The organism is Nocardioides sp. OK12 (assembly GCF_024341885.1).
Lineage (GTDB): Bacteria > Actinomycetota > Actinomycetes > Propionibacteriales > Nocardioidaceae > Nocardioides > Nocardioides marinisabuli.
Genome location: NZ_BNET01000004.1, coordinates 72,059 through 91,151, shown reverse-complemented (window position 1 = coordinate 91,151; position 19,093 = coordinate 72,059). Strand labels below are relative to the sequence as shown.

The 19,093-nt window shown below is 75.4% G+C and carries 14 protein-coding genes; 2 read left to right on the top strand and 12 right to left on the bottom strand.

The genetic code is table 11. The features are described 5' to 3' along the window. Nucleotides 1-20 precede the first annotated feature (20 nt). On the top strand, nucleotides 21-1,604 hold the full coding sequence (locus tag OCU29_RS10930) for a right-handed parallel beta-helix repeat-containing protein (RefSeq protein WP_261819945.1): 1,584 nt from the start codon (nucleotides 21-23) through the stop codon (nucleotides 1,602-1,604). A 229-nt stretch (nucleotides 1,605-1,833) separates the two neighbouring features. Here OCU29_RS10930 and OCU29_RS10925 read toward each other — a convergent pair whose 3' ends face one another. Both OCU29_RS10925 and OCU29_RS10920 read right to left on the bottom strand, forming a co-directional pair. Further along, complete coding sequence (locus OCU29_RS10925; protein ID WP_261819944.1) at nucleotides 1,834-2,652, bottom strand: sugar phosphate nucleotidyltransferase; 819 nt, start codon at nucleotides 2,650-2,652, stop codon at nucleotides 1,834-1,836. Between the two features lie 15 nt (nucleotides 2,653-2,667). Beyond that, a complete protein-coding gene (locus OCU29_RS10920) occupies nucleotides 2,668-3,912 on the bottom strand; it encodes a class I SAM-dependent methyltransferase (RefSeq protein WP_261819943.1) in 1,245 nt (414 codons plus the stop codon). A 137-nt stretch (nucleotides 3,913-4,049) separates the two neighbouring features. Between OCU29_RS10920 and rfbC the strand changes: the two genes are divergently transcribed. Next, a complete protein-coding gene (rfbC, locus tag OCU29_RS10915) occupies nucleotides 4,050-4,613 on the top strand; it encodes a dTDP-4-dehydrorhamnose 3,5-epimerase (RefSeq protein WP_258017065.1) in 564 nt (187 codons plus the stop codon). Here the strand turns inward: rfbC and OCU29_RS10910 are convergent. From OCU29_RS10910 to OCU29_RS10865, 10 genes are read right to left on the bottom strand one after another with little or no spacing between them, the layout of a single operon-like run. Further along, entirely contained in the window at nucleotides 4,567-5,781 is a 1,215-nt protein-coding gene (locus tag OCU29_RS10910; RefSeq protein ID WP_261819942.1) for a glycosyltransferase family 4 protein, read from the bottom strand. The genes rfbC and OCU29_RS10910 overlap by 47 nt on opposite strands. Next, nucleotides 5,771-7,102, bottom strand: coding sequence for a hypothetical protein (locus OCU29_RS10905; protein WP_261819941.1), 1,332 nt, complete (start codon nucleotides 7,100-7,102; stop codon nucleotides 5,771-5,773). Before OCU29_RS10905 ends, OCU29_RS10910 begins: the two co-directional genes overlap by 11 nt. Further along, on the bottom strand, nucleotides 7,099-8,274 hold the full coding sequence (locus OCU29_RS10900) for a polysaccharide pyruvyl transferase family protein (protein ID WP_261819940.1): 1,176 nt from the start codon (nucleotides 8,272-8,274) through the stop codon (nucleotides 7,099-7,101). The genes OCU29_RS10905 and OCU29_RS10900 overlap by 4 nt, the downstream gene beginning before the upstream one ends. Continuing rightward, entirely contained in the window at nucleotides 8,271-9,230 is a 960-nt protein-coding gene (locus OCU29_RS10895; protein WP_261819939.1) for a glycosyltransferase family 2 protein, read from the bottom strand. Before OCU29_RS10895 ends, OCU29_RS10900 begins: the two co-directional genes overlap by 4 nt. Nucleotides 9,231-9,248: 18 nt before the next feature. Beyond that, the gene (locus tag OCU29_RS10890; RefSeq protein ID WP_261819938.1) at nucleotides 9,249-10,508 is read right to left on the bottom strand and encodes a glycosyltransferase; all 1,260 of its coding nucleotides are present in this window, start codon (nucleotides 10,506-10,508) and stop codon (nucleotides 9,249-9,251) included. Then, a complete protein-coding gene (locus OCU29_RS10885; protein ID WP_261819937.1) occupies nucleotides 10,505-11,713 on the bottom strand; it encodes a hypothetical protein in 1,209 nt (402 codons plus the stop codon). Before OCU29_RS10885 ends, OCU29_RS10890 begins: the two co-directional genes overlap by 4 nt. Continuing rightward, complete coding sequence (locus tag OCU29_RS10880; RefSeq protein ID WP_261819936.1) at nucleotides 11,710-13,302, bottom strand: Wzz/FepE/Etk N-terminal domain-containing protein; 1,593 nt, start codon at nucleotides 13,300-13,302, stop codon at nucleotides 11,710-11,712. Before OCU29_RS10880 ends, OCU29_RS10885 begins: the two co-directional genes overlap by 4 nt. After that, nucleotides 13,299-14,930 (bottom strand): Wzz/FepE/Etk N-terminal domain-containing protein, encoded by a 1,632-nt coding sequence (locus OCU29_RS10875; RefSeq protein ID WP_261819935.1) that lies wholly within the window; start codon nucleotides 14,928-14,930, stop codon nucleotides 13,299-13,301. The genes OCU29_RS10880 and OCU29_RS10875 overlap by 4 nt, the downstream gene beginning before the upstream one ends. Then, complete coding sequence (locus tag OCU29_RS10870) at nucleotides 14,923-16,941, bottom strand: alginate lyase family protein (RefSeq protein WP_179613907.1); 2,019 nt, start codon at nucleotides 16,939-16,941, stop codon at nucleotides 14,923-14,925. Before OCU29_RS10870 ends, OCU29_RS10875 begins: the two co-directional genes overlap by 8 nt. Beyond that, the gene (locus tag OCU29_RS10865; protein ID WP_261819934.1) at nucleotides 16,938-19,076 is read right to left on the bottom strand and encodes a bi-domain-containing oxidoreductase; all 2,139 of its coding nucleotides are present in this window, start codon (nucleotides 19,074-19,076) and stop codon (nucleotides 16,938-16,940) included. The genes OCU29_RS10870 and OCU29_RS10865 overlap by 4 nt, the downstream gene beginning before the upstream one ends. Between the last annotated feature and the right edge of the window lie 17 nt (nucleotides 19,077-19,093).

The following is a 19,093-nucleotide window of genomic DNA, read 5'->3' as shown; positions in this document are numbered from 1 at the left end:
CACCGACCTACCGTGGCCGGGTGCCCCCAGGTCTGCGACTCTCCCGCCCCGGTCTGCCGATGCTGGGCTGGGTCGGGCTCGTCCTCGTGCTGGTCGCCGCGCTGGCGGCGGTGCGCACCGCACCCGCCGGCTCCGGCGCCGACGACACCGGCCCGACCGGAGGGCCCGGAGCGGCGCCGACGGCGCGCGCCGAGGCACCGCTCGAGCCGCCGGCCCCCGTGTGCGGGTCGGACGCCCTCGACGGGCCCGCCGAGCCGCCGGACGGCGCCGTGGTCGTCGAGCCCGACGACGACCTGCCCCTGGTGGTCAGCGAGTCACCGCCGGGCACCACGTTCTGGCTGGCCCCGGGGCGCCACCGCCTCGGCGAGACGGCGTACGACTCGGTGCGCCCGCACGACGGCGACACCTTCATCGGTGCACCCGGCGCGGTCCTCGACGGCGCGGAGACCAACCTCTACGCCTTCACCGGCGCCGCCGCCGACGTCCGCGTCGCGCACCTCACCGTCGAGGGGTTCGGCGGGCGGCTCGACAACCGCAACCAGGGCGTCGTCAACCACGACAGCGCCCCGGGCTGGGTCGTCGAGCACAGCACCCTGCGCCGCAACGGCGGGGCCGGGGTGTTCCTCGGCAGCGGCGCCGTGGTGCGCCACAACTGCCTGACCGAGAACGGTCAGTACGGCTTCAGCGCCTTCTCGCCCGAGGGCCCGCGCGACGTGGTCCTGCACCACAACGAGATCAGCCACAACAACACCGCCGACTGGGAGCGCCGCATCCCGACCTGCGGGTGCACCGGCGGCGGGAAGTTCTGGGCCACCACGCAGGCGGTGATCACCGACAACTGGGTGCACCACAACACCGGCCCCGGGCTGTGGGCCGACAACAACAACACCGGCTTCACCATCGAGGGCAACCTCGTCGAGCACAACGACGCCGAGGGCCTGGTCTACGAGACCAGCTACAACGCCTCGATCGTGGCCAACACCTTCGTCGGCAACGGCACCGTCAAGGGGCCGCGCAACCCCGGCTTCCCGACACCCGCGATCTACGTCTCGGAGTCGGGCGCCGACCCGCGCGCGGGCCGGCTGCACGGCGAGGCCCTGGTGATCAGCGGCAACCGCTTCACCGACAACTGGGGCGGGGTGGCGGTCTGGGAGAACGCCGACCGGTACGCCGGCTCGCCGGCCAACCCGACCCAGGACGGCACCCTGGTCAACCCCGAGGTCGCGACCTTCGAGACCTGCGCCGACCCCGACCTGATCGGCGAGGACCCCTACTACGACGACTGCCGCTGGAAGTCCCAGCACGTCCACGTGCACGACAACCTCTTCGAGCTCGACCCCACGGCCCTGGGGCCGCAGTGCACGCCGGAGAAGATCTGCGGGGTCAACGGCGCCTTCTCCAACTTCGGCACCTATCCCCCGCACTCGCCCTTCCAGGGCACCGTCATCGAGACCGCCGTGACCCTCGAGCAGGACAACCGCTGGTGGGACAACACCTACCGCGGCCCGTGGCTCTTCATGGCCATGGAGGCCGGCACCTTCGTGACCTGGGCGCAGTGGCGCAGCGAGCCCTACCTCCAGGACGCCGGCAGCAGCACCGAGTAGCCGACCCGGCCCGAATCTCGCGCCCACCCGGCCCGAACTTCGCGCTGACCCGGCCCAGATCTCACCCCCGGTGCCGGGCACAGCTCGGTCCTCGACCTCTGCGAGGTCGAGGACCGAGCTGTGCCGGTGACCTGCTCCCGGGTCGGAGCAGGTTTGCGCCGGGTCAGCGCGAGATCTGGGCCGGGTCAGCGCGAGATCTGCGCCGGGTCGGGGGGAGGTTTGCGCCGGGTCAGAGGGCGACGGGGGTGACCGGGTGCCCGGGCTGGACGGGGCGGTCGCGCCACAGCGCCCAGGGGCTGATCCCGTGGCGGTACTTCTCCTCCAGGGCGGTGCGCTCCTTGAGGGTGTCCATGGGCGCCCAGAAGCCGTCGTAGCGCACCGCGCGCACCTTGCCGTCGCGAGCAGCGCGCACGCACCCGTCCATGACCAGGTCGTCGCCCTCCTCGAGGTAGTCGAAGATGCCCTGGCTCAGCACGAAGTAGCCGCCGTTGATGCACAGCGACATGTCGGCGACCGGCACCAGGCCGGAGACCTGGCCGGCGCCGTCGACGTCGACGACGTGGAAGGAGTCCTGGGGCTTGACCGCGAGCATCTGGGCCACGGCGTCGCTGGCCTCGAACTGGGCGACCAGCTCGTCCATCGGGGCGTCGGTCAGCACGTCGCCGTAGTTGGCCAGGAAGACGCCGTCACCCTCGAGGTGCGGGCGCACCCGGCGCAGCCGCTCACCGATGGCGGTGTCCATGCCGGTGTCGATGAAGCGGATCGTCCAGTCGCTGATGTCGGTGCCGAGCATCTCGACGTGCGCCCCGCCCTTGGTGAGCATGAAGTCGTTGGAGGCGGTCTCCTGGTAGTTCAGGAAGTAGTCCTTCACCGCCTGGGCGCCGTGCCCCAGGCACAGCACGAAGTCGGTGTGGCCGAAGTAGGCGTAGTAGCGCATCACGTGCCACAGCACCGGCCTGCTCCCGATGGGCATCATCGGCTTGGGCAGCGACTGGTTGTCGGCGCGCATGCGCATGCCGAGCCCGCCGCAGAACAGGACCACCTTCATGTCGTACTCCTCTCGTCAGGCCGGTCCGGCCTGGAAGACCTCGAGGTGCGGCAGGGCCACGACCAGCTGGCCGCCCCACTCGCGCACGTAGCCGAGCTGGGCCGTGATCTCCTTGCGGAGGTTCCACGGCATGATCACCACGTAGTCGGGGCGGGCCTCGGCCAGCGCCTCGACCGGCAGCACCGGGATGTGGGTGCCCGGCAGGAACCTGCCGTGCTTGTGCGGGTTGCGGTCGACCGCGAAGGACAGCAGGTCGGCCCGGACGCCGCAGTGGTTGAGCAGCGTGTTGCCCTTGCCGGGGGCGCCGTACGCCGCCACGGTGCGCCCGCGTCGGCGGCAGTCGATGAGGAACTCCACGAAGTCGTCGCGCACCTCGGCGACCGAGGCCGCGAAGCCGGCGTGCCCCTCGAGCGTGTGCAGCCCGGCACGGGCCTCCTCGGCCAGCACCCGGGCCACCGCCTCGGACGGGTCCGGCGCGGTCTCGGTGCGCGCCGACCAGGTGCGCAGCGACCCGCCGTGGGTGGGCAGCTCCTCGACGTCGACGACGGTGAGCCCGGCCGCGGCGAGCACCCGCTGCGTCGTCAGCAGCGAGAGGTAGGAGTAGTGCTCGTGGTAGATCGTGTCGAACTCGCGGCCCTCGACCAGGCGCAGCAGGTGCGGGATCTCGATGCTCACCCGGCCGTCGTCGGCCACCAGCTCGCGCATGCCGCGGCTGAAGTCGACGATGTCGGGCACGTGGGCGAAGACGTTGTTGGCCACGACGAGGTCGGCGCGACCGTGCACGTCGGCGATCTTGCGACCGGTCTCCTCGCCCAGGAAGAGCACCTCGGTGGGCACGCCGCGCTCCTCGGCGGCCACGGCCACGTTGGCGGCCGGCTCGATGCCCAGCGAGCGGATGCCGCGCGCGATGCTGTGCTGCAGCAGGTAGCCGTCGTTGCTGGCGACCTCGACCACGAACGAGTCGCCGTCGAGCCCGAGCCGCTCCACCGCGGTCTCCACGAACCGCTCGCAGTGGCGCACCCAGGAGTCGGAGTACGACGAGAAGTAGGCGTAGTCGCTGAAGATGTCCTCGGCCGGGATGTAGGCCGGCAGCTGGACCAGCAGGCACTCGTCGCAGACCCGCACGTGCAGCGGGTGGAAGACCTCCGCCCGGTCCAGGTCCTCCTCGGCCAGGTAGCTCTCGCACGGCGGTGACATCCCGAGGTCCACGAAGGTGGTCCTCAGGTCCGCACCGCAGAGCCGGCAGCTGCGTGGTCCCATGCTCGTCCTCCTCGTCGCTGGAGCCACCAGACTGCGGCCCCTCCGGGGGCTCGGCCGCGGCGAGCGGACCGATTACCTCAATTTCGTGAGGTCGGGCCGCGGCCCGCACGCGAGGCTCGGACCAGGAGGTGGTCGGCGTGCAGGTGACACGGTCCCGGATCGCGGGGGTGCTGGTGATGGAGTCCGAGCCGGTGCTCGACGAGCGCGGCTGGTTCGTGCGCACCTTCGACGCCGACGTGGCGCGCGAGCACGGCGTGCGCGCCGAGGACTTCGTGCAGGACAGCGTCTCGCGCTCGCACCGCGGCGTGGTGCGCGGCCTGCACGTGCGCACCGGTCGCGGCGAGGCCAAGCTGGTGCGCTGCTCGCGCGGTGCGCTGCTCGACGTGGTGGTCGACCTGCGCCCCGGCTCGCCGACGTACGGCGAGTGGGAGGGCTTCGAGCTCACCGAGGAGTCGCAGCGCTCGGTCTACATCCCGGCCGGCTGCGCCCACGGGTTCCAGTCGCTGCGCGAGCCGTCGGACACTTCCTACCGCATCGACCGCCCCCACGACCCGGCCGAGTCGCTGGCGATCGCGCACGACGACCCCGACCTGGCGGTCGCCTGGCCGCTGCCGGTCACCTGCCTGTCGGCGGGCGACCGGGCGGCCCGGCCGCTCAGCGAGGTCCGCCACCTGCTGGGGCCGGCGCTCCCCGCGCGCTGAGCGAGGCCAGGAACCCCAGCAGCCGGGGGCACACCACGTCGGCGCCGAGCACGTCCGCGGCCCGCTGCGACCCCGCCCGACCCATCCGTCGGCGGGCGTCGTCGTCGTCGAGCAGCCCGAGCAGCAGGTCGGTGGCGGTGGCGACGTCGTCGAGCGGCCAGTGCCGCCCCTCCACGCCGTCGCGCACCACCTCGGGGATGCCGCCGACCGCGCCGGCGAGCACGGGCAGGCCGGCGCGCATCGCCTCGGCCAGCACGATGCCGAACGACTCGGTCAGCGCGGTGTGGCAGTAGACGCGGTGCCGACCCAGCCAGGCGGGCACGTCGCTGCGGTGCCCGACGAGCTCCACGTCGTCCTCGACGCCCAGGGCCACGGCGCGGCGCTCGAGCTCGCGCCGCTGCGGCCCGTCGCCGACCACGGTCAGCGAGCAGGGCCGGCCGCGCCGGCGGGCCTCGGCGACGACCTCGAGCAGGTAGCCCTGGTTCTTGCGCGGCTCCAGCGACCCGACCGTGACCAGGTCGCGCAGCGGCCCCGCTGACGGGGACGGCGCCCCGGCGGGCACGGCGTTGGGCACCACCACCGAGGGCACCGCGGCCGCCGCCGGCACCCGCGCCAGGCAGTCGCGACGGGCCGCCTCGGAGACGAAGACGAGCCCGTCGAGCCGCGGCAGCACCCGGGCCTCCAGGTCGCGGATGGCGCGGAAGAGCCGTCCGCCGGGCCGGATCTCGCCCTTCCCGGCCCACTCGTCGGCCTCCGAGACGTTGAAGTGGGCCGCCATCACCACCGGCGCCCGACCGCCCGACGAAGCACCCAGCCGGTCGCGCACCTCGAGCGCCGCCAGCGCCGAGCCCGGGCACTGGGCGTAGACCACCGGCGGGACCGCGGCAGCCTCGCGCGCCGCGGCCAGGGCGGGGCCCAGCGCTGCACGCAGGAAGACGGTGTGCCAGTGCCGGTACCACCACACGCCGGCGGCCCCCGAGACGGGCTGCAGCGCCAGGCGCACCGCGAAGACGGGTCGCACGAGCGGCGACCCGGCCTCGAACGGGCTCACCACGCGCACCGGCGACCCCGCCGCCTCCAGGTGCTCGACCAGGGTGCGCACGTGGGTCTGCACCCCGCTGCCGCCCTCGCGACGCATCACCGTGGCGACCAGCACCTCAGGCGACACGGCCGTCCAGCTCCTCGGCCGGCACGAGCGCGGTGGCCGGCGGCAGCGGCAGCGCCGCGCGCGCGGCCCGGTCGAGCGCCGTCCACCACACCACGGCGCCCAGGCAGGACGCGGCGGCGGTGCCCCACACCATGCCCCCGGCGCCGGCGTACGCCGCGCCGGCGGTGCCGAGCACGGCGTACATCGTGGTCACGAGCGCCTGCATGCGCAGCGTCAGGTCGGCCCGGCCCAGGGCGCGCAGCCCGGCCGACGGGCCGACGTGCAGGCAGCCCGCCGTGGCACCGACGACCACGGCCGGCAAGAGCGCGTGCGCGTCCTGCCAGACCTCCCCGAGCAGCCGGTCGCCCAGCCCGTAGGGCAGCACCACGAAGACCAGGACACCCCACAGCAGCGCGACGGCGGCCAGCCCGCCGCTGAGGGCGCGGCACAGCCGCTCGAGCGCCGTACGACCCCGGGCGCGGGCGCGCACGGCCTCGGGCACCGCCACCTGGGAGATCCCCATCAGCAGGCTCGCCACCGGCCCGATCAGCATCTCCGCCCCGCGGACGGCGCCCAGCGCCCCGAGCCCGGCGACGGCGGCGACGACCAGGACGGTGACCTGCTGGCCCACGCCCAGCGTCATGTTCTCGCCCAGGAAGCGGGAGCCCAGGTCGCGGTGCTCGCGCCACCACCAGACCACCCGCCGGGGGTCGGGCAGGGTCCGGGCCTGCCAGGCTGCGAACAGGGCGGAGAGACCGGCACCGGCGCCGAAGGCCACGACCGCCCAGGCGATGCCGTCGAGGCCCAGGGGCGCACCCAGGGGCAGCAGCAGCACCAGCGAGACGGCCCACACCATGTCGGTGGCACAGGCAGCGCCCCCGCGTCCCGCGGCGAAGAAGGCGTAGCGGTAGCTGTCCTGGAGCGCCAGCACCGGCAGGCAGGGCGCCAGGGCGGTGAACGCCGCTCCGCCCTCGCCGCTGACCCAGCGGGTCAGCACGGCCCCGCCGGCGAGGCAGACCGCGCCGGCCACCACGCCCACGACGGTCGCCATGGCCGTGGCGGCGGCGCTCGAGGAGCGCCAGGTCCGCGGCTCGGTCCCGGTGTAGCGCACCATCAGCGGGTCGGTGGCCAGGCCGCGCGCCGCCTGCAGCACGATCGCGTAGGTCACCAGCACCAGGCCGAGCGCGCCGAGGCTCTGGGCTCCCAGCGTCGTGGCCACGAAGACACCCAGGACGAAGTTCTTGGCGCTGGAGACCCCCTGGTCGGCCACCCCCCACCCCAGGCGCCCCGCGGTGCGCAGCAGCGCGGAGCGGCGTGCGGTCAGCCCGGCCGGCCCGGTCATGCCGGGACCTCCGGGGCGGCGAGCAGGACGCGGCCGGCCACCGCGTCGAGGTGCTCCTCGAGCACCGGGCGGACCTCCTCGAGCCGGCGCACCAGCCCGGCCCGGACCGCCTGGCGCCGCGCGTGCACGTCCTCGACCTGCTCGACCAGGCGCCCCGCCTCGAGGCCACGCAGGTCGTGGCAGAGCTCCCCGACCCCCATCATGTCCATCACTGCGTGGTGCTTGGGGGCGTAGCACAGGGCCACGACCGGGGTCGCGCAGCGCAGCGCGCCCACGACGTTGTGGTAGCGGGTGGCCACCACGACCTCGACCGACCCGACCGCCTCGACCAGCTCGGCCGGGGTGGTCGGCAGCACCAGCGTGACCCGGTCCTCGCCGACCGCGGCGGCCACCTGCCTGGCCACGGGCACGTCGTCGTCGTCACCGACCAGCAGGCTCACCGCGAAGCCGCGCTCGAGCAGCAGGGTCACGACGCGACCCATCTCGACGACGTACGCCGCCGCCAGCTCGGCAGCGCGCCCGCGCTCGCCGTTGGAGCCCGACCACGCCATCACGCCGACGCCCACGCTGCGCGCCGGTGGCGCGGGCCGCTCGGGCACGGCCAGGGCCAGCACCACGTCGGGCACGACCGGGTCGCGGCTGCGCAGGCCCATGCGTCGCATCTCTTCGCGCGACTGCTCGTCGCGGAAGGAGCGGAAGCCCGCCATCCGCGCCGCCGCGACCAGGAGCCGGCGCTGGACGGGCTCGGGCACGGCCCCGGCCCCGACGGCCACGAGGGCGACCCGCGTGCGCCACAGCCGTCCGCTGAGCGTCATCACGAAGAGCGTCCAGGGCATCTGCCAGGCACGCTCGTGCAACGTCGACTCCAGGGTGCCCATGCCGGGCACGATGACGACGTCCTGGCGCCGCACCCAGGCGCTGATGCGCACGGTGTCGACGACGACCCCGACGAGCACCCGCCACGCCGCCGGGCCGTGGCCGGCCGCGTGGTGCAGGGCGACGGCGGGCACGGCGTGGCGCTCGGCGACCACCCGGGGCCCCGAGCACATCACCCCCACCCGGGCGTCGGGCCGTCGGCGGCGCACCAGGTCCAGCACCACCTCGAGGCTCGCGTCGTTGCCCAGGTTGCCCGACCCGAGCCGGCCCAGGAGACCGATCCGGGGGCCGCTCACGGGTGCGCCGCCTGGCCGGCCACCACCCGGGCCGCCAGGTCGCGACGCTGCGGCGCGACGTCGTACTCCTCGGCGGGGACGCCCGGGTCGCCGCCCCCGAGCCGGCGCGCGGCGCGCGAGGCGCCCCACTGCGCCAGGGCGCGCAGGCAGGCGCGCTTCTCGGCGGCGTCCAGCGGCGAGCGCTGCACCGCGCCGACGTAGCCGGTGACCATCTCGCCGACCAGCCGCGCGGTGGGGTGGCGCAGCCGGTCCTCGCGCCGCGGGTCGAGGGAGGCGCACCACGAGCGCACCGTCGCCTCGTCGTGGGAGAGACGGCCGCCGTGGTGGCGTCGGAAGTACAGCCAGTCGGGCACCTGCACGAAGCGGCCGTGCAGCACCAGCTCGCTGACGAACACGTGGTCGGCGCGGTAGAAGCTGTCGTGCGGACGCACCCGCCGCAGCACGTCGGCACGCACCAGGCCGTAGAAGTCGTCCGAGCGCAGGGCGCCGGGCATGTGGTCGCCGTCGAGGAGCATGCTGCGGAAGCGGCGCGAGGCCTGCCGGGAGTTGGTGAGCAGCGGGTACTCGTGGGCCTGGACCACCGTGCCGGCCTCGTCGACCGCCGCCGTCCACGAGTGCGCCAGCACCGCGTCGGGGTGCTCGGCGAGCAGCCGCACGCACTGCTCGACGAGGTCGGCGGCGTAGAGGTCGTCGGCCGAGGCCCACTTGAAGAGCTCGCCGCGCGCGCGGCGCAGCACGACGTCGTGGTTGGCCGCCGCGCCCACGTTGCGCGGCAGCCGCTCGACCCTCACCCGCGGGTCGCGGGCGGCGTACTCGTGCAGCAGCTCGTCGGTGCCGTCGTCCGAGGCGTTGCTGGAGACCACGACCTCGAGGTCCTCGTAGGTCTGCCCGAGCAGGGCGTCGAGGGACTGGGCCAGGTAGTCGGCGCCGTTGTAGACCGGCAGCCCGATGCTCACCCGTGGGGTCCTCACGACTCAGCCCTCCGTTGCGGGTGCCGGGCTGACGGCGCGGTCGGTGTGGGGACGAGGAGCATGGGACGTCCTTCCTGCGGGGTGGGCGATGGCGTAGCGGTAGACCGCGAGCAGCTGGTCGAGGTTGCGCTCGGGCGAGAACCGGCGGCGGCTGGTGGCCCGGGCGCGCGCGCCCAGGGCCAGGTGGTGCTCGGGGTCGCGGTCGGCCTGGCCGAGCACCCGTGCGAGGGCGGCGGCGCTGCCGGGCTCGAAGAGGACCCCGTCCCAGCCGTCGCGCACCAGCTCGGGGAAGGAGCCGCGGGCCGGTGCCACCGGCACCGCCCCGTGGGCCATGGCCTCGACGGCCACCAGGCCGAAGACCTCCTCCCACGCCGAGGGCACGACGGCCAGCAGCGCGCGGTCGAGCAGCTCGCCGACCGCCGCCGGCTCGAGCGTGCCGACGAACCGGACGTGGCTGCGCCGGGACGCCCACTCGCGCACGAGGTCCTCGAGCGGTCCGCCGCCGGCGATCACCAGCCGCAGCCGCGAGCCCGGGGCGCTGCGCTCGTGCTGCTCCCAGGCGGCCATCGTGAGCCGGACGCCCTTGGCCTCGTCGAGGCGGCCCAGGTGGGCCACGAGGTGCTCGCGCGGGGTGCCCGCGGCCTCCGCGCGGTCCACGAAGTTCGGCTTGACGAAGACCCGCTCCTCGGGCAGCGCCAGGCCCCTCAGGAGCTGGCGCTGCGAGTCGCTGATCAGCAGGTACGCCGACACCAGCTGCTGCCAGATCCGCCGGTTCAGCACCAGCCCGGCCGCCACCGGCACGGTCGCGACGTGGGAGGCGCGGTAGCAGCCGTGCCGCAGCGCCGGCCCGACCCGGCCGTCGGCGCACTCGTGGCACGGCGAGCCGTCGCGGTAGAAGTCGCCGCTGGCGCACAGCAGCTTGTAGTTGTGCACCGTGGCGACCGCCGGCACGCGTGCGTCGTGGCAGGCCAGCAGCACCGAGGCGCTGAGCAGCGGGAAGGTGTTGTGCACGTGCACCACGTCGGGCCGCTCGCGCTCCAGGTACGCGGCCAGGTCGCCGCGCACCGGCCCGTTGCGCACGCTGTGCAGCGGCAGCATCGCCCGGCGCCGCGCCGGCCAGTCGCCGATGTCGTCGCTGTGCCGCTCGTAGGTCTGCACGTCGTGACCGGCGTCCAGGAGCATCCGCACCTCCTGGTCCACGACCCGGTTCTCACCGCTCGGCGCGACCGAGCGGTAGCGACCGTGCACCACGACGACCTTCACGGCTGCCTCGCCCGCCAGCCGGGCACCAGCAGCGAGGCGGCGACCGTCAGGTCGAGCAGGTAGACCGACGGGGCGCCCAGCCCGGTCTCGGTGATCGAGGCGACGATGCAGTAGACGACCAGGAACAGCGCCACGGCCCGCTCGGGGCCGGGCCGGTGGACGACCGCCAGCATCAGCAGGAGCAGCAGCACCGCGGTCTGCACGCCGACACCGAGCCAGCCCTGGTCGACGTACGTGGCCACCCAGCTGCTGTCGATCGGCAGGCCGTTGAAGGACTGGTCGGAGAGGCCCCAGCCGAAGAGGTCCTCCACCCAGGGCCGCTCGAGGTCGGCGACCGCGCTCCACACGTCGGTGCGCCCGGTCAGCCTGTTGGCCTCGTCGGCCGACTGCCCGCGCAGCAGCCACACGGTGAGCGGCGAGACGAACAGGGCGGCGAGGACCGCGCCGCCGCCGCCCGCGACCACCAGGGTGCGCCGCACCCGCACGTGGCCCACGACCAGGCTCAGGGAGGCGACCAGCATCGCGACCACCACCCCGATCACGGCGGTGCGGGTGTGCGTCGCGACGAGCGGCAGCAGCGAGAGCAGCACCATCAGCCCGGCCCGCACCCCGGCCACCAGCCGGCACATCCACAGCAGCAGCGACGTGCCGAGCAGGACGGCCGCGTAGTGCGCCACCTGGGTGGGCGGGATCGGCCACAGCACCCCGGCCAGCCGGTCCTGGAAGGCGAAGGCGAGCCCCGGGGCGACCAGCGCCCCGACGTACACGGTGCCCATCACCACCGCCAGGGTGAGGCGGTGCATCCGCAGCAGGAGCATGTCGCGGCGCCCGAAGCAGGTGCTGAGCAGCCACAGGACGACCACGAAGAGCACCATCCGGCCGGCCCGGTAGGTCGCGGAGAGCAGGAACTCGGAGTAGAGGCTGGCCGCTGTGGCGCCGATCGCCAGCACCGTGAGCAGCAGCAGGAAGAGCTGCGGGCGCACCACCGCCCCGGGGTTGGCCAGCAGCGCGAGCAGCAGCGCCACCAGCACCGCGCCCTGGGTCAGCGCCGAGCCGACCAGCTGGGGCAGCGGGACGATCGTGGCGGTCTCGGCGTACGTCAGCACGTTGAGGACCAGCGCCCCCCAGGCGAAGCCGACCAGGGCCCGTTCCCGCCGGCCGCCGAGGAGGTCGGGGTCCGGCGTGCGCGCCAGCGCCGTGCTCACCGGCCCCACCGGCCCGGCAGCAGCGTGCGGCCCGAGCGGGCGCCGGCCCCGTCGGCCTCGTCGGCGTCCACCGGTGCCAGCCCCAGGCTGTCGTCGAGCGGGTCGGCGCCCACCAGCGCGGCCCCGGCGAGCTCGAGCCCCGCCGCGCGCACCAGCTCGGCCGTGGTGCGCAGGCGCTCGGCGGTCGAGCCGCCCGCGCTGGCCACGACCACCAGGCGCTCGGCGCGCACGGCCACGTGGTCGAGCCCCACCGCGGGGTCGATGTCGACCACCACGAGCACCAGGTCGGCGGCCGACTCGGCCTCCGTCACCGTCGAGGGCGCCAGCTCGGTGCCCGGGACCGGACCCACGGTGCGCAGCGGGACCCCCGAGGGCCGCAGCACCACCGGTCGGGTGCCCGGTCCGGTCCACAGTCGCGCGACCGCCCGCCCGACCCGGCCACGCTCGGTCAGGTCGACCACCAGGACCCGCCGCCCCGCCCGGGACCGGTCGACGGCCAGCGCCGCGGCGACCACGGTCGTCTCGGGAGCGTTCTGCACCGACCCGACGGCCCACCGCACCGGCCCGGCGTCGGTGGCCACGTCGGGGGCCACCATGCCGGCCAGGCAGTCGACGACCCGCTCGAGCGCGCGTCGGCGACGACCGGGGCGGATGCCGCCCCGGGGGACGTGGGCCGGGACCCGGCCCACGCTGCACCGCACGGTGGTGCCGAGCGCCAGGGCGATCTCGTCGCGCCGCCGCACGCGTTGGGACAGCAGTGCGCCGAGCAGGACCCAGCCGACCCCCACGGAGCCGCCGACCACGAGCCCCGCGGTCGTGTCGAGGGCCAGGCCGCGGGCCAGCGACCGCCCGTCCAGGGTGGTCGTGGGATCGAGCACGTGGCTCGCCCCGGCGACCGCTCCCTCGACGATGCGGGTGCGCTCGATCTCCTGCTCCAGCTCGCTGATCTGCGCGTCCACCTGGGCCCGCCGGGTCAGGACCTCGGCGGCCTCGGCCCGGCCGCGCCGCCCGCTGTCGCTGAGCACGTCGTACTGCGAGCTGAGCGTGCGGGCCTCGTTCTGCAGCGCCTCGACCCGGATGCGGTAGCGGTCGGTCCGGGCCTCGGTCTGCACCGCCATGGTCTCGTTGCGGAAGTCGAGGAAGGTCCGCGCGACCGCCTCGGTGCGGCGCTGCGCCTCGGCGGGGTCGGGTCCGTCCACCTCGAGCAGCAGCACCGTGGTCGTCTCGACCGTGACCGTGAGCGCGTCCTGGAGCTCGTCGGGCTCCAGGTCGAGCCCCAGCTCCCCCACGACCCGCTCGGCCACGGTGCGGGTGCGCAGCAGGCTGACGTCGGTGTTCATCGCCATGGACGGGTCGGCGCCGTCGGGGTGCGCCAGCAGCAGCGTCACGCTGGCGGCGCTGCGCGGTGGCAGGGCGAGCGCGATCGCCGCGCCCAGCAGCACCCCGGCCAGGGCGCACCCGGCCCACGTGCGCCAGCGGCGGCGCAGCGCGCGACGCAGGAAGTGCAGGCTCACCAGGGCCGGCGCCACCTCCTCGAGCTCGGGGTCCTCGACCGGCTCCGCGTCGCTCGACCAGGCTGACGTCCTCACAGCGCACCTCCGTCGTGTCCGTTCGAGCGGCCGGCTGCCCCGAGACGGCTGCGGCCGCGCCGCTCGGCGGGCAGCGTGCCGGTCAGGCGCACCGGCAGCTGCGGCTCGCGCAGCCGGTCGGGCTGGAGCCGGCGCCCCGTCGTCCGGTCGAGGCGGTCGGGGTCCAGCACGACCACGCCCTGCACGTCGACCCCGGCCTCGTCGACGGCGACGGCCACCCGGGCCAGGTCCGCGGCGGTCGCCGCACCGGCGCCGACGGCCACGACCCCGATGCAGCCGTGGGGCAGCTCGGGCCGCTCCGGGCGCACCCGGTCGAGCACGACCATCAGCACCCGCAGGTCCTCGGGCGAACCCTCGTGGAGCGGACGGTTGACCCACAGGTGCCCGCGCAGCTCGTGCTCGGGGTGCACGCGGGCGCAGGCCGCCCACAGCCCTGCCGCCGAGCCGTGGCCGTGGTGCGGCACCAGGCGGGTGCGCAGCCCCACGGACGCGGCGTACGTCGCGAGCTGGGGGCCCAGCGCCAGTGCGGCGGGGTCGTCGGAGAGGGTCACGACCACCACGTCGGCGCTCGTGCCGCCGGGGCCGCCAGCGCCTCCCGGGCCCCCTGGGCCCTCCGTCCCGGCGCCGTGGATCCGGGCCAGCGTCCCGGCGGGCAGCACCTGGCGCAGGACCTGGCGCAGCGACCACGCGTCGACCGGGCCGGGGACGTAGCGCCCGAGCATGGTGCGCCAGCCGGCCACGTTGCGGGCGGGGCGCGAGGAGAGGGAGGCCACCACGGTGCTGCCCAGCGCGTCGGCGATCTCGTCGCGGAAGCGCAGGCGCCGGTCGCGCCGTGCCGAGACCAGCAGCGCGAGCATCGCCAGCAGGAGCAGGGCGGCGGCTCCGGCGAGGCCGTGCAGGACCCGCTGCAGCACCAGTCCGGGGCGGGTCGCCGGCGAGGCCGCCTCGATCAGCGAGGCGGTGTCGCGGCCCACGTCGGCCGAGGCCGCCTCGGCGACCTGGTCGGCCTGCAGCACCAGCGACGCCTGCTGGGCGGTGAGCTGGGCGAGGGCCGCGGTGAGGGCCTTCTCGGCGACCGAGCCGAAGACCTCGGCGTCGCGGCGCTCGGTGGTGGCGCGGATGTCGCGGTCGACGGTGCGCAGGGTGGCGCGCAGGGTCTGCAGGCGGGTCTCGCGTCCGGAGCGGGCGGCGTCGCGCAGCCGGGCGGCGGCGCTGGAGATGTAGCGCAGCTCGGCCGCGGCAGCGGCGTCGGCCAGCTCGCGCGCCTCCTCGGGGCCGTCGGCGTGCGCGGTGAAGCGGAGCACGTCGGGGGTCGTCGCACTCACCTCGACCGCTTCCTGCACCTCGTGGAGGTCCAGCGGCGGCACGACCCGGCGGCCGGCCTGGCCGAGCACCAGGTCGCTGGTGGCCACGCGCACCTGCGTGCCGGAGTCGCGCTCGGCGGCGCCCACCCCCGACTCCGAGGACGGTGGCAGCAGGACCACGCTGGTGCTCGTCCACTGGGGCGGGCGGTACACCGCCAGCGCGACCCCCGCGACGGCGCCGACCACGAGCACCAGCAGGAGCAGCCGGAGGTGACGGCGCAGCGTGGCCCAGACCGCGCCCAGGTCGAGGTTCTGCTCAGACATGCTGCGGCCCTCCCTCGACGTCGAGGAGCAGCAGGGTGCGCAGCTGCACCCGGTGGTGCAGCTCACCGCGGCCGACCAGCGTGGTGCTGGGCCGGCGACGGCCCAGCCCCTCCGACCACCACCCCAGGGGCGGGTCCTCCTCGCCCCGGTGCCAGGTCCACTCCAGCTCGGGGGGCAGGTGCAGCAGCGCCACGACCTGCTCGTCGAGGCCCGGCCGGGTCCAGCCGAGCCGGGCCAGCGACCCGTGCAGCGCGGCCTCGACCTCGGGACCCAGGTGGTAGGACATACGGATCGCGTGGGTGCGCGAGGCGGTCAGCTCGTCGAGGACCTGCAGCGCGCCCGAGCGCCGGTCCAGGCGCACGGCGCGGTCGTGGCGCAGCGCCGGGTCGAGCCGGGCGTAGCCGGTGTGGTGCGCCGACCAGACCTGCACGTCGAGGTCACCGACCTCGACGTGGTCGACCTGGGACCGGGCGTGCTGGGTCCACAGGAAGGGCCCCCCGGGCGTCGACTGGTCGAGGCCGTCGACCTCGATGGTGTTGTGGGCGGCGGTGGAGCGGAAGTAGCCGCGCCAGCCCGGCTCCCCGTGGTAGCAGTAGGTGCCCGGGTCGGCGAGCACGTCGACCCCGTCGTGGCGCACCTCCAGCGACAGCGCGTCGGCGTGCGCGTGGGCGGCCAGCGACCCAAAGCCGTGCGGGCCGCCGTCGACGCGGCACCAGATCTCGGGCCGGACCCCCGCCGGGGTGCGCAGCAGGGCGAGCCCGGCGCCCTCGAAGACGTCGGGACGCGTCGCCGGGCGCTCCCCCGCACCGGCTGCCGCCGGGCCCAGGAGAGCCGCGACCAGCACCGAGACCACACCGCCGCGACGGCGCGGCCACCAGGGCTGGGGCCCGACGAGCGCCTGGCCGAGCCCGAGCAGCTGCTCCCACGGGTCCTCGGCGGGGTCGGCCAGCAGCAGCGCGCGGCCCTCGTCGCCGTCACCGTGGCGCGGTGGGCGCCCGCTGCGGTCCAGCAGCGCCGCGGCCGCGTCGAGGCCCGCGGTCACGAGGTCGGCGTCGGGGCCGTCCCCGGGGTGCCCGGCGGCGCGGGCCTCGACCAGCGCCAACGCTGCCAGCTCGCACACGAAGCGGTGGTAGTCGCCGGCCTGCTCACGGTTGAGCCCGTCGGCGAAGGTGTTGCTCCGCAGGTCGCGGCGCAGCTGGCGCCCGGCCTCGACCCGCCACCGCTCGCTCTCCTCGAACCACGGGAAGGCGCAGGCGGCGACCAGGCGGCCGCAGCTCTCGGCGACCGCGTGGTTGTTGGCCGAGCTCCCACGGCTGGGGAAGCTGCGCAGGTGCTCCTGGTGCCAGCGCAGCTGGGCCAGGGCGCCGTCGTCGTCCTCGAAGAGGTCGCGCACGCCCGACCACCCGTCGAGCAGCCGACGGGTCCAGGCCCACGAGACCAGCCGCAGCCCGAGCTCGATGCCGCTGGTCCAGTGCACCCCGCGCAGCACCGGGTTGGCCGCCCACCACGAGCGCAGCTGGTGGGCGGCGGCCTCGGCGTACTCGTCCTCGCCGGTGAGCCAGTAGGCGCCGGCGAGCACCGTCACGTGCTGGTGGCGCGAGAGCTCCCAGACCTGCTTGACGTCACCGGTCACCCCCGGGTCGCGGTGGTCGATGCGGAAGGCCAGGACGTCCTGGGGCGCCCGGGTGCCCGAGAAGGGGTCGAGGAACCAGTCGGGGTCGCGCAGGTCGGTGCGCTCGCGGCCCAGCACGCTCCAGCGCCCGGCCAGCAGCCGGTCGGCCGCCGAGGTGAGCGCCGCGACGTCGTGCGGGAGCACCAGCTCGACCGACGCGTCGGGCACCGGTGAGGCGAAGCGGCGCGGCTCCAGCAGCCCGGGCACGGGTGCGCCGGCCCGCTGCGGCAGCGTGTGCACCACCACGGCGCGGCGTGCCTCGTCGCCCACGCGCAGCGCGACCTCGCGGGTCGACATCCGCGTCAGCCGGCGCGCGTACCAGGACAGGGGTGTGCTCATCGTGCCGCCTCCAGCGTCGTCCGGGTGGTGGTCACCAGCGAGGCCGGGTCGATCGGCATCGGGCCGCCGGTGCGCACCGCGGTCACGAAGGCCGCGACCGCGGCGCGGTGCCCCTTGTCGGGGCCGGTGCGGGAGCGGCGCACGTCGCGGCCGCGCTCGCTCCACACCGTGGTGCGCGCGAAGTTGTCGAGCAGCGCGCTGCGCCCGCCCCCGAGCACGTCGAGGCTCTCCTTGCCGCAGCGCCGGGAGCCGCCGGTCGCGTAGGTGATCGTGCCCAGCGAGCCCCCCGCGAAGCGCAGCAGGACGCTCACGTCCTCCCCGTCGCCCGGGCGCTGGGCGCAGACGTCGACCGGGTCCTCCCCCGTCCAGGCGCTCAGCAGGTCGATGAAGTGCCCGCCCTCGCCCACGAAGCGGGAGCCCTCCGCCCGGTCGAGGTACCAGCTGCTCGCGCCCAGGCGTCCGGCGTTGACCAGGTAGCGCAGCGACACCGGCTCGCCCTCGCCGCCGAAGCGCCGCCGCAGGTCGAGGAAGGAGGGCGCGAAGCGGCGGTTGAAGCCGACCATGAGCCGCTCGTTGCCGGTGCGCGCCATCGTCTCCTCGACGCGGCCCAGCTCCTCCTCGGAGAGCGCCAGGGGCTTCTCCACGTAGACCGCCTTGCCGCTCTCGAGCGCGGCGCAGACCAGGTCGGCGTGGGTGCGGTGCCGGGTTGCGACCAGCACGGCGTCGAGGGTGTCGTCCTCGACGACGGCCTGCGCGTCGGTGCCCGCGGAGGCGAAGCCGAAGGCCCGCTGGGCGTTGATGCTCGACAGCGAGGTCGCGGTGGCCACCCGCACGAGGTCGACGTCCCCGGCGGCCGCCAGGCCCGGCAGCAGCATCGACGAGGCGTGGCTGCCGGCGCCGATGACGCCCAGGCGCACGGCCCCGCTGCGCGGGCGGACCGTGGGCCGGGTCGCGCGTCGGACCGGGCGCACCGGCGCCTCGGCGTACGCCGGGCCCTCGCCGTCGCGCGCGGGGTAGGACAGCAGGTGCCCCACGCCGGTGACCCCGCCCGAGCGCAGCTCGTCGTAGACCGCCGGCGCGTCGGTGACCGGGTGGTTGCTGGAGACGAGCCCGCTGATGTCCAGCGAGCCGTCGGCGAGCAGCGCGAGGAAGCAGGCGATGTTGCGCTCCTCGGTCCAGCGCACGTAGCCGAGCGGGTAGTCGATGCCGTCGATCTCGTAGCGGTCGTCGTAGCGCCCGGGCCCGTAGGAGCGCGAGAAGCGGACGTCGAGCTCCTTCTCGTAGTAGGCGTTCCAGGGCAGGTCGAGGCGGGTCTTGCCGATGTCGACGACGCAGGCGCGGTCGCGCGCCAGCCGGGCCGCCAGCTCGACGGGCCCGTTGCTGGTCCCGCCCGCGGCGAGGAAGACGTGGTCGGCGCCGCCGGGGGCGCCGGCGCGCAGGAGCGTCTCGAGGCGGGCCACCCCGGTGGGGTCGGGCCCGGCGCAGCCGATCGCCCCGCCCTCCTCGGCGGTGCGGCAGCGCTCCTCGAGGGTGTCGACGCCCACCACGCGCACGCCGGCGTTGACCAGCAGCCGCACCAGCAGCTGGCCGACCAGCCCCAGGCCGACCACGCACGCGGTCTCGCCGAGCTGCACCTCGGCGCGGCGCAGCGCCTGCATCGCGATCGCGCCCACGGTGGCGAACGCCGCGTGCTCGGCGAGCACCCCCTCGGGCACCCGCACGCACAGGTTGCGCGGCACCCAGTTGACCTCGGCGTGCAGCGCGAACTCGTTGCCGGCCGCGGCGACCAGGTCGCCCACCTCCAGGCCCTGCACCCCGTGGCCGACCTCGACGACCACGCCGCACAGCGAGTAGCCCAGCGGGGTCCAGCTGTCGAGGCGCTGGCGGGTCTTGCGGTAGGTCGCCACCGCCCCGTTGGCCGCCACCGCGTCGAGGACCTGGCGGACCTGGTCGGGGCGGTGGCGGGCCTTGGCCAGCAGCGACATCCGCGCCTCGGAGACCTTCATCAGCTCGGTGCCGGTCGAGATCAGCGAGTACGACGTGCGCACCAGCACGCCGCCGGGCCGGCAGGAGGGCACGGGCGCGTCGAGCACCGCGAGCTCACCGGAGCTGTAGTTCTGGGCCACGTGCCACATGCGCGTCTCCTCGTCGG

Excerpts from the sequence above, each read along its gene's own strand:
- OCU29_RS10925 (WP_261819944.1), bottom strand. The coding sequence starts at position 2,652 with ATGAAGGTGGTCCTGTTCTGCGGCGGGCTCGGCATGCGCATGCGCGCC.
- OCU29_RS10905 (WP_261819941.1), bottom strand. The coding sequence starts at position 7,102 with ATGACCGGGCCGGCCGGGCTGACCGCACGCCGCTCCGCGCTGCTGCGC.
- OCU29_RS10875 (WP_261819935.1), bottom strand. The coding sequence starts at position 14,930 with ATGTCTGAGCAGAACCTCGACCTGGGCGCGGTCTGGGCCACGCTGCGC.
- OCU29_RS10865 (WP_261819934.1), bottom strand. The coding sequence starts at position 19,076 with ATGTGGCACGTGGCCCAGAACTACAGCTCCGGTGAGCTCGCGGTGCTC.
- OCU29_RS10920 (WP_261819943.1), bottom strand. The coding sequence starts at position 3,912 with ATGGGACCACGCAGCTGCCGGCTCTGCGGTGCGGACCTGAGGACCACC.
- OCU29_RS10870 (WP_179613907.1), bottom strand. The coding sequence starts at position 16,941 with ATGAGCACACCCCTGTCCTGGTACGCGCGCCGGCTGACGCGGATGTCG.